At 51.6% G+C, this 5,010-nt stretch carries 7 protein-coding genes and 2 pseudogenes; 8 read left to right on the forward strand and 1 reads right to left on the reverse strand.

Going from position 1 to position 5,010, the window contains the following annotated elements:
- Positions 1-393: 393 nt before the first annotated feature.
- Entirely contained in the window at positions 394-1,158 is a 765-nt protein-coding gene (locus GEU01_RS25050; protein WP_157212897.1) for an AAA family ATPase, read from the forward strand.
- A gap of 1 nt (position 1,159) precedes the next feature.
- The gene (locus GEU01_RS25055; protein ID WP_157212898.1) at positions 1,160-1,783 is read left to right on the forward strand and encodes an HNH endonuclease; all 624 of its coding nucleotides are present in this window, start codon (positions 1,160-1,162) and stop codon (positions 1,781-1,783) included.
- Positions 1,784-1,888: 105 nt separating this feature from the next.
- On the opposite strand, the gene GEU01_RS19425 is transcribed toward GEU01_RS25055, so the two are convergent.
- A complete protein-coding gene (locus GEU01_RS19425; protein WP_019087387.1) occupies positions 1,889-2,101 on the reverse strand; it encodes a helix-turn-helix domain-containing protein in 213 nt (70 codons plus the stop codon).
- Between the two features lie 238 nt (positions 2,102-2,339).
- Between GEU01_RS19425 and GEU01_RS25580 the strand changes: the two genes are divergently transcribed.
- From GEU01_RS25580 to GEU01_RS25975, 6 genes and pseudogenes are all read left to right on the forward strand, one after another.
- The gene (locus GEU01_RS25580) at positions 2,340-2,549 is read left to right on the forward strand and encodes a transcriptional regulator domain-containing protein (RefSeq protein ID WP_019087388.1); all 210 of its coding nucleotides are present in this window, start codon (positions 2,340-2,342) and stop codon (positions 2,547-2,549) included.
- A 28-nt stretch (positions 2,550-2,577) separates the two neighbouring features.
- On the forward strand, positions 2,578-3,120 hold the full coding sequence (locus tag GEU01_RS24055; RefSeq protein ID WP_157212899.1) for a DUF2285 domain-containing protein: 543 nt from the start codon (positions 2,578-2,580) through the stop codon (positions 3,118-3,120).
- A 162-nt stretch (positions 3,121-3,282) separates the two neighbouring features.
- Complete coding sequence (locus tag GEU01_RS23435) at positions 3,283-3,624, forward strand: helix-turn-helix domain-containing protein (RefSeq protein WP_019087390.1); 342 nt, start codon at positions 3,283-3,285, stop codon at positions 3,622-3,624.
- Positions 3,621-4,097, forward strand: a complete 477-nt coding sequence (locus GEU01_RS19445) for a DUF2840 domain-containing protein (protein ID WP_019087391.1) — start codon at positions 3,621-3,623, stop codon at positions 4,095-4,097. Before GEU01_RS23435 ends, GEU01_RS19445 begins: the two co-directional genes overlap by 4 nt.
- Positions 4,094-4,610, forward strand: a pseudogene (locus tag GEU01_RS23440) (S26 family signal peptidase). The gene GEU01_RS19445 and the pseudogene GEU01_RS23440 overlap by 4 nt, the downstream one beginning before the upstream one ends.
- A gap of 93 nt (positions 4,611-4,703) precedes the next feature.
- Positions 4,704-5,010 (forward strand): annotated as a pseudogene (locus GEU01_RS25975) (IS21 family transposase); the annotation flags it as partial.

Raw genomic sequence — 5,010 nt, forward strand, 5'->3', positions numbered from 1 at the left:
TCCATACAATATAGGAAGTATTTTAAGATCTAACAGGCCCTAGTTTATAAGTATCTATTTGGAATAGAAGGACATGATGAGCAATACATAGAAAAGATAACAAAATTCCCTCACCAAAACAGAGAAACATTCAAAATAGGTAGCCTTCGTTACAATTCCGGACAAGAAACAAATATTGAAATAAATATCGGATCTCTTAGTCAGTACAATACATTTTTTAACAAATCCATTCCCCTTGATGGTCTTTTCATTGGTGCCAATAGATATGCACAGTCCTACCAAAAGGTAACTCAAATACCAACAGAACCAATGATGCCAGACATAGCCATTAGACAGTGGCTAGCGATTTTTAAGAACAAAATGAACGGTACATATAGTAACGAATCGCCGAACATGAAAATGAAGCAATCATTAATTTCCATGGCAATGTTTGGCCCAGGCAATATTAATTCACCTCCAATACCAGCACTATCAGACGCTTATAATGGATTTATAGATATTTTAAAAAAAATACTTCCAGAGTCTTTGGGATTCAAACAGCTGTCCATTAGAACTCCTGACATTGTTATGATTACAGATACAGGAGAGTGGCTCATAGATGAGGCTTCAGGAGGAGTATCCTCGTTATTAGACCTTGCCTGGCAAATATATCTATATTCTATAGGGAAAAATAAATTTACTATAATAATAGATGAGCCAGAAAATCACCTCCATCCGTCAATGCAAAGAAAACTCATGAATAGTCTTCTTGATGCATTTCCTAATGCACAATTTATAGTGTCCACGCATAGCCCCTTTATAGTTTCTTCAGTTAAAGAATCATACGTGTACGTTCTTCAATATAAAAATGAGCGCATACATGGAAAAAATCCCATACCATTAGAGCATGGAATATACAAGCAAGATGAAGAAAGATTTGTATTTAGTCAAAGGTTAGATTTATTTACAAAATCTGGAACAGAAAGTGAAGTTCTGCGAAATGTCTTGGGTGTACCCGTAACAATTCCAGATTGGGTTGCTGACGAGATTGAGACTATCATCGACCGGTATCGAGAAGAACCATTTTCTACAGAATCATTAGACAAAATGCGTGGCGAACTCCGCCAATTGGGACTGGATGAACATTTTCCCGAAGTCATCTCCAAGATTGCAAACTGATATGATTGAATTACAAAAAGGTCCCGAACCCGAAGTTTTGAGCAAAAATGCTGCAACATGGACCAGCGTTGTGCTAGAAAAAATAGCAAAAGGAGAAGATCCCACGGCAACAGAGAAAAGCCATTATCGACATCATGAAATAAAAGATGCCCTTAAATCCGAAACATTTAAAAAATGCGCTTATTGTGAAAGCATATTCTTACATACTGGATTTGGGCATGTTGAACACATTACGCCCAAGTCTTCTAAGCCTGAATTGTCCTTTAAATGGGAAAATCTAACTCTCGCATGTGAAGTATGCAATATAAATAAGGGAAAAAAAGAAGTAATAGACCCGTATGAGACAAATCCAGATGACCATTTTACGTTTGAAGGCCCAGTTATAATTCCAAAACCGGGAAGCGATCTTGCTTTTATGAGCGAGACGACGTTAAAATTGAATCGTTCAGAACTAATTGAATACAGAAAAAATAGGAAAAATGATCTATATTATTTAGTGGAAGCACTAAGAAAATCGACAAGCGAAGAAAAAAGAGAGGCAATAGCTAAAATAATTAGCGAAAAAATATCAAAGAATGCAGAATATTCTGCAATGATGTCACATCACGCTAGAATATATATATGATATAACGAGTTTTATTTAAGGGCATGAACATGACAGCGTCATGTTCATCTCCGATTATGTGAAAAATTACTATAATATTTATTAAATATCACATATATTGATTTTTTATACTGTTCCTCTTAACAAATCCGCAGCATCTATGCCCAGTGCTCGGGCCAGCCGATCCACGACCTCAATGGAAGCCGCATACTGGCACCTCTCCAGCGAACTGATGTAGGTCCGGTCGATCTCAGCAAGATGAGCAAGTTCCTCCTGCGACACCCCACGCTCACGCCGGTATCGTTTGAGGTTTGCTGCCAGAATCTCCCGTATGTTCATACGAAACAAGGCAACCTCTTGCAGAGTATTTAACCACGGAGTATTCTCTACATTCCCAAGCGGACACTGAGGCGCGCGGCACCGACAGCCTTCCTCTTCCGTAGGATCCTCCCTTTCATGAAGTGAATCATGCGGTTACGTGATGCGACCTTCGCTCTATGCAGGCTCGTTCCGTTTCTGAAATCCTCGGCTTCTCACAAAATCAGCGACAAACGGACCTGATCCGGGAGGCCGCCCCATGCCGCTCGACGTCTGGCAATCAGAGACCGACCGTACCGCTCTCAAACGCCTGGATGAAGCCGGTTTCGCCGGAGCCTTCATGCGGCGCTGGGCCACCTATCGCAAGGATCACGCCGAGACGGCGCGTCTGATCGCAGCAGGCGCACCCAATCCCAACACGGAATGGGATGCCTTCTGCCAGCGCTGGAGGATACGTTTTCCCTCATAACCCGAAAATACCCGTCACCCGCGTGCCCGTGATCTGGCGACCGGGCGTCACCTCCAGCGTCATCAGTGTGACGCACTCTGTTGACGGCTTCGCCCCGCCTGCCCTTCCCTCATGGCGGTCACTGGGCCATCCCCTGTTCGATCAGGCCGACCACCTGGGCCGTGCCATCGTGGTAGCGACGCCCTCCGCCACGTTCAGTCTTTCCCTTCATGGCGCGGCCGCCGCCTGCCCGGCAGTCCATATCCCCATTGATCTCTCCTACCGCCGACGAAGCGATGAGGCCGCCCGCTTCTGTGCCCATGTGCTGGGCTATCGCCTGCCAGCACGCCATCCCCGCCGGATTACCCCGACACGCTGGCGGCAGCTTGCCCTACGCCTGCATGCCTTCGATCTCGATGCGGCGGGTGCCAGCCTGCGCGACATTGCATCAGAACTGCTCGACCCGGACGCCCGGACCATGCCCGACGATATGTGGCGCGATTCCGCCCTGCGTACCATGGCCCGCAGCCTGCGTGACGAAGGCAGCGCACTTGTCCATGGCGGATATCTCTCGCTACTGGACGGACTCTGACCACCCTCCTTTCCGGCCTTATCCTGCGCTCCATTACGCTATTGGGGTGGAGGAATTCGCGCACGTCATTTCCTCCACTCCCAGACCGCCTCTTTCCCGGCAGCCTCCCCTTACCGGCTCAGCTTCGCACCCGGAGCAAGCCACACGCACAGGGAGGCTTTCATGACCGACATCCCGAAACCCAAAGCGGGCGCACCCGTGCCGTCAACACAACCGATGCCCGAAATCGCTGTCCCAGCACGCCCGCCAACGTCCCCGGCGCGTATCCTGCGTCCCTACCTGCGCGGAGGCGAGGCTGCCGAACTGATCGGTGTCTCCATTCGCACATTGGAAAAATACCGCTGCACCGGCGGCGGTCCACCGTTTCTGAAAGTCGGCTTTCGCGTCCTTTATCTGCGCGAGGATGTGGAAGCATGGCTTCAGCGCCATCGCTGCCGCAACACTTCCGACGACAACTATGTCGCCGCCCTGCGTGAGATGCCCTCGCGGAGGAACAGATCATGAGGGCAGATGATCCGAATCTGACCACGGTCGAACTAACCTTCATCGAAAAGCGCATCGAACACTGGATTAGGTTCGGCAGACCGGTCTCCGACCGCGTGCTCGACAAACGCCGCCGCCTGCTGAGTTTCATCCCCGGCAGCACATTCGGCTTCATCCGCTGGGCCGCCAATGATTACGGCACGGTCGTCTCCTGTCTCGCCATCGTGCGCACCGTGGAACGGGGTACCGCTTTTCAGACCGTGCCCTTTGTCTGGCCCGGTGGCGACCTGCTGTTCGACGTATCGGGCTGGCCGCAGGTGAAGCATGTTCTGGAGGTGATCGACCAGATCGAACGCTTCGGCTTCGATCCCTGCGCCGTCTCTCCCGATCACTGGCGGCATGTCCATAACCGCATCACCGCCGGACAGGAACCACGACCCTACACACAGACCCTGCACGCGGCATGGCTGAAGCGTGCGAGGCTGGTGTCATGACCCGGCGCGCCTGGTTCGTTGCCACGTATTTCGTGGTGCTGGCGGTGGGTGTGTCCGCCGCAATGCATGTTGCGCCCCGGCTGCTGTGGAACGAGACGGCCAGCGTCCCGGTGGGACTGTATCGGCTGCGTGCTGAAGGTGGCTTGCATGTCGGGGATCTTACCGCCCTGCGCCTGCCCGACCGGCTGGCCCTGTTGCTGTCACAGCGCGGCTATCTGCCGTTCGGCGCCCTTGCTCAAACCCGTCGCGGCCCTACCAGGACAGACCGTATGCCGGACAAACGGCAGTATCACGATTGATGGCAGGCCCGTCGGCGACGCGCTGACCCGTGATCATCGGGGCCGTCCGCTGCCCGTCTGGCAGGGATGTCGTCGTCTGGAACAGGACGAGATTTTCGTCATGAATCCGGCAGAACCGCGCAGTCTGGACGGGCGCTATTTCGGCCCGCTTCCCGCCAGCACGGTGATGGGACGCGTAATCCCGATCTGGGTGTTAAGCGGCATGGAAAAGTGACCCCTTCGGAAGAGGGACAGGCAGCCAAAAACGACCCCTTTCTGAGAAACGGGTTCACGATGGCCTTCATGCTGAATGGAGGCCCGGTTTGGGATGCTTGTTGTGGAAACAATTGGAAAGATCCGTCGCGCGCATTTTGTCGAAGGAAAGGCGATCAAGGCGATCTGCCGGGACCTTGGGATATCGCGGCAGACGGTACGCAAGGTGATCCGGTCGGGACAGACGTCTTTTGACTATCACCGAGAACGACAGCCTCTTCCCCGGATTGGTCCATGGGAGGGAAGATTGTGCGCTCTTCTTGAGGAGAACGTGGCGCGTCCGGCCCGCGAACGGCTGAGCCTCATCCGTCTGTTCGAACTGCTGCGTGAGGAAGGATATGAAGGAAGCTATGATGCCGTAA

Origin of the sequence: Komagataeibacter europaeus LMG 18890, assembly GCF_000285295.1 — a bacterium.
Taxonomy (GTDB): Bacteria; Pseudomonadota; Alphaproteobacteria; order Acetobacterales; family Acetobacteraceae; genus Komagataeibacter; species Komagataeibacter europaeus.

Excerpts from the sequence above, each read along its gene's own strand:
- GEU01_RS25050 (WP_157212897.1), top strand. The coding sequence starts at position 394 with ATGAAAATGAAGCAATCATTAATTTCCATGGCAATGTTTGGCCCAGGC.
- GEU01_RS25055 (WP_157212898.1), top strand. The coding sequence starts at position 1,160 with ATGATTGAATTACAAAAAGGTCCCGAACCCGAAGTTTTGAGCAAAAAT.
- GEU01_RS19425 (WP_019087387.1), bottom strand. The coding sequence starts at position 2,101 with ATGAACATACGGGAGATTCTGGCAGCAAACCTCAAACGATACCGGCGT.
- GEU01_RS25580 (WP_019087388.1), top strand. The coding sequence starts at position 2,340 with ATGCCGCTCGACGTCTGGCAATCAGAGACCGACCGTACCGCTCTCAAA.
- GEU01_RS23435 (WP_019087390.1), top strand. The coding sequence starts at position 3,283 with ATGACCGACATCCCGAAACCCAAAGCGGGCGCACCCGTGCCGTCAACA.
- GEU01_RS19445 (WP_019087391.1), top strand. The coding sequence starts at position 3,621 with ATGAGGGCAGATGATCCGAATCTGACCACGGTCGAACTAACCTTCATC.